Origin of the sequence: Bradyrhizobium altum (assembly GCF_020889705.1) — a bacterium.
Classification (GTDB): domain Bacteria; phylum Pseudomonadota; class Alphaproteobacteria; order Rhizobiales; family Xanthobacteraceae; genus Bradyrhizobium; species Bradyrhizobium altum.
In genome coordinates, this window is record NZ_JACMYP010000454.1 from 1 (window position 1) to 3,614 (window position 3,614).

Here is a 3,614-nt window from a genome sequence, read left to right on the forward strand (position 1 = left end):
CTGGCGCCCTGGCAGGTCCAGCCCGAGATGCGCAGATCGGGCGCGTCGGCCTGTTTGACGAAGCCGAGGCAGGCACGGCTGCCGTCCTGCCGCGCCGGACGCAACAGGGTGACGCCGCCGAACTTGCTGTCGACGATGCCGGCGGCCTCGAGCTCGCGGACACCGCCGGGGTCGAGCCGCCCGGCAATTTCGGTCACTGCAGGCCCCATGGCCTCGCCGCCGGGGCGGTAGATTTCCAGCTCGGCTGCCGGCGCGCCGTTGGCATCGGTCCAGCGGAAGACGTCCTTGCGGCCGCCCTCGGGATGCCGAAGGATTTCGTAACTCTCTGTTTTATCTCGCGGATCGAGCCTGCCGATGGCAAAAGCCGGTGCCGAGCGGACCGCCAGGCTCCAGCCTGCGGCAGGAGGTGCTGCCATCGCGGTTGCTTCCGGCAGCTGCCTCCATAGATAGGTGCCGAGCACGACGAACAGCGCGAGCACGGCGACATAGGCGAACAGCCCGGAGAGCGTGGCGTACACCTCGTCCACGAAGCTCGTCAGCGCTGATGGATTTCTCGTATGATAGGGCGCGGCCGGATCGGCCCGAAATAAACGCATCAAAACGCTCAAAAGCTACGCAACGTTGTCTTGACGGGGTTTCTCGCATAGAAGCGCTGCCTCTTCCCTTTCCGCAGCTTGCGGGGGAACGGGCATTTTTCGTCGGAGAGTGAACGATGGGTTACAAAGTCGCGGTGGTCGGAGCGACCGGCAATGTCGGGCGCGAAATGCTCAACATTCTCGACGAGCGCAAATTCCCCGCCGACGAGGTTGTCGTGCTGGCCTCGCGCCGCAGCGTCGGCGTCGAGGTCTCCTATGGCGACCGCACGCTCAAGGTGAAGGCGCTCGAGCACTATGACTTCTCCGATGTCGACATCTGCCTGATGTCGGCCGGCGGTTCGGTCTCCAAGGAATGGTCGCCCAGGATCGGCGCCGCCGGCGCGGTCGTGATCGACAATTCCTCGGCCTGGCGCATGGATCCGGACGTGCCGCTGATCGTGCCGGAGGTGAACGCGGATGCGGCCGCCGGCTTCACCAAGAAGAACATCATCGCCAACCCGAACTGCTCGACCGCGCAGCTCGTCGTCGCGCTGAAGCCGCTGCACGACAAGGCGACGATCAGGCGCGTCGTGGTCGCGACCTATCAGTCGGTGTCGGGCGCCGGCAAGGACGCGATGGACGAATTGTTCTCGCAGACCAAGGCCGTCTACACCAATGACGAGCTGATCAATAAGAAGTTTCCGAAGCGCATCGCCTTCAACATCATTCCGCAGATCGACGTCTTCATGGAAGACGGCTACACCAAGGAAGAGTGGAAGATGATGGCGGAGACCAAGAAGATCCTTGATCCCAAGATCAAGCTGACCGCGACCTGCGTGCGCGTGCCGGTCTTCGTCAGCCACTCCGAAGCCGTGAACGTCGAGTTCGCCAACCCGATCACGGCGGACGAGGCGCGCAACATCCTGCGCAATGCGCCGGGCTGCCTCGTGATCGACAAGCACGAGCCGGGCGGCTACGTCACGCCCTATGAAGCGGCCGGCGAGGACGCGACCTATATCAGCCGCATCCGCGAGGATGCGACCGTGGAGAACGGCCTGTCGTTCTGGTGCGTGTCGGACAATCTGCGCAAGGGTGCGGCGCTGAACGCGATCCAGATCGCGGAAGTCCTGATCAACCGCAAGCTGATCACCGCGAAGAAGAAAGCGGCCTGACGGCGGGGACCAGCGGGGGCGTAACCATGTCGGAACAGCTGGCTCCCACCCCATCAGGCCCCCCGGGCGCCGCGCATCATGCGCGGCTTCGAATATGTGCTGTTCAACAGCCGCTGGCTGATGGCGCCGTTCTATGTTGGCCTGGTGGTGGCGCTTGCCGTGCTGCTGCTGAAATTCGCGCGCATGCTCTGGGAGTTCGTCCTGCATGCGGCCGGCTACAAATCGACGGAAGTCATCCTCGATGTGCTCGCGCTGATCGATGTCACGCTGGTCGCCAATCTCATTCTGATCGTGGTGTTTTCGGGCTACGAGAACTTCGTCTCGCGCATCGATACGTCGGGCAACCCGAGCTGGCCGATCTGGATCACCAAGATCGATTTTGCCGGGCTGAAGCAGAAGCTGCTGGCGTCGATCGTCGCGATCTCCGCCATCCACGTGCTGGAAGCGTTCCTGAATATCGATGCCGCCTTCGACGCAACGCGGATGACCTGGCTCGTCGCCGTGCACCTGGTGTTCGTGATCTCAGCGCTGTTGCTCGCGCTCTCGGATCGCTGGGGCGGCTATCACGGTGATGAGTAGCCGGTAGCTAGAGCGCGCAGCTATGCGCCGGCCTTCACGGCATCAGTGACGCTGATGAATTCCTTCGCGACCCGGTCGAGCACGAACAGCGAGCCCTCGGCGACGCCGAAATAGGCGCCGTGCAATTGCGTCTCGCCGCTCTCGACGCGCTCGCGCACGAACGGGAACGTCATCAGGTTCTCCAGCGAGCGGAACACCGCGGCCTTCTCGATGCGGGTGACGAAGTCCTGCATGCTCTCATGATCGCGCTGCTCGACGATCTCGCCCGGCTTGATGAACATCTGCATCCATTTGCCGATGAAGTCGCCTGGCGTCAGCGGCTTGATCTTGTCGACGAAGGCGCGGATGCCGCCGCACTGGGCATGGCCCAGCACCACGATGTTCTTCACCTTCAGCACGGTCACGGCATATTCCAGCGCGGCCGAGACGCCGTGGGCGTTGCTGTCGGGCTGATAGACCGGAACCAAATTGGCGATGTTGCGGACCACGAACAACTCGCCGGGGCCGGCATCGAAGATTACTTCCGGCGAGACGCGGGAATCGCAGCAGCCGATCACCATGGTCTCGGGAAACTGGCCGCGTTCCGACAGGTCCCGGTATCGCGACTGTTCAGTCGGCAACCGCTGGGTCGCGAAGGTCCGGTAGCCGTCGATCAACTGCTTCGGAAAGGATTTCATGGCCCTTGGCTAACCACATGCTGGTGACGGGAACAAGACTTTCGGCGTGCAGCCTGAGATGATACGGCAGCGTTGAAGGATGGTTCCGCCCAATGCCCAAATGGACAGCGGCGGAGCCCGAGCCCCCAGGAGAATGCCAATGACCCGTCCGCGCCGCAGCCTGTTGTTCATGCCGGGATCGAATGCGCGGGCGCTGGAGAAGGCCCGCACGCTGGCGGCGGATGGCATCATCCTCGACCTGGAGGATTCCGTTGCCCCCGACGCCAAGGCGGTGGCTCGCGAGCAGATCGCCAAGGCGGTCGCCGCTAAGGGCTTTGGCAAGCGCGAGGTCCTGATCCGCATCAACGCGCTCGACACGCCCTGGTGGGTCGACGACATCGGCATGGCCGGCAAGGCGCAGCCGGACGGGATCCTGGTTCCGAAGATTTCGACCGTCGACGATCTCAACGCCGTCGCCGATCGCCTCAGCGACATCAATGCCCCTGCGTCGATCCGGGTCTGGGCGATGATCGAGACCGCGCGCGCCGTGCTCGACGCCGACAAGCTTGCCGCGGCATCGAAGGATTCGGAAACCCGGCTCGCCGGCTTCGTGTTCGGGCCGAACGACATCG

General features: G+C 63.7%; 5 protein-coding genes. 3 read left to right on the top strand and 2 right to left on the bottom strand.

The window, feature by feature from the left end; all coding sequences use genetic code 11:
* Positions 1-596: hypothetical protein (locus tag H8B02_RS46070; RefSeq protein ID WP_229172335.1), on the bottom strand; the 596-nt coding region annotated here is incomplete at its 3' end.
* Between the two features lie 116 nt (positions 597-712).
* Between H8B02_RS46070 and H8B02_RS46075 the strand changes: the two genes are divergently transcribed.
* Together H8B02_RS46075 and H8B02_RS46080 are read left to right on the top strand one after the other, a co-directional pair.
* Positions 713-1,747, top strand: a complete 1,035-nt coding sequence (locus H8B02_RS46075; RefSeq protein ID WP_229172336.1) for an aspartate-semialdehyde dehydrogenase — start codon at positions 713-715, stop codon at positions 1,745-1,747.
* Between the two features lie 78 nt (positions 1,748-1,825).
* A complete protein-coding gene (locus H8B02_RS46080; RefSeq protein WP_229172337.1) occupies positions 1,826-2,326 on the top strand; it encodes a TIGR00645 family protein in 501 nt (166 codons plus the stop codon).
* Positions 2,327-2,346: 20 nt separating this feature from the next.
* Here H8B02_RS46080 and H8B02_RS46085 read toward each other — a convergent pair whose 3' ends face one another.
* The gene (locus H8B02_RS46085; RefSeq protein WP_229172338.1) at positions 2,347-3,003 is read right to left on the bottom strand and encodes a carbonic anhydrase; all 657 of its coding nucleotides are present in this window, start codon (positions 3,001-3,003) and stop codon (positions 2,347-2,349) included.
* A gap of 139 nt (positions 3,004-3,142) precedes the next feature.
* Between H8B02_RS46085 and H8B02_RS46090 the strand changes: the two genes are divergently transcribed.
* Positions 3,143-3,614: HpcH/HpaI aldolase/citrate lyase family protein (locus tag H8B02_RS46090; RefSeq protein ID WP_229172339.1), on the top strand; the 472-nt coding region annotated here is incomplete at its 3' end.

What these genes read in the sequence shown, in the direction of transcription:
- H8B02_RS46075 (WP_229172336.1), top strand. Translation starts at nt 713, where the DNA reads ATGGGTTACAAAGTCGCGGTGGTCGGAGCGACCGGCAATGTCGGGCGC.
- H8B02_RS46080 (WP_229172337.1), top strand. Translation starts at nt 1,826, where the DNA reads ATGCGCGGCTTCGAATATGTGCTGTTCAACAGCCGCTGGCTGATGGCG.
- H8B02_RS46085 (WP_229172338.1), bottom strand. Translation starts at nt 3,003, where the DNA reads ATGAAATCCTTTCCGAAGCAGTTGATCGACGGCTACCGGACCTTCGCG.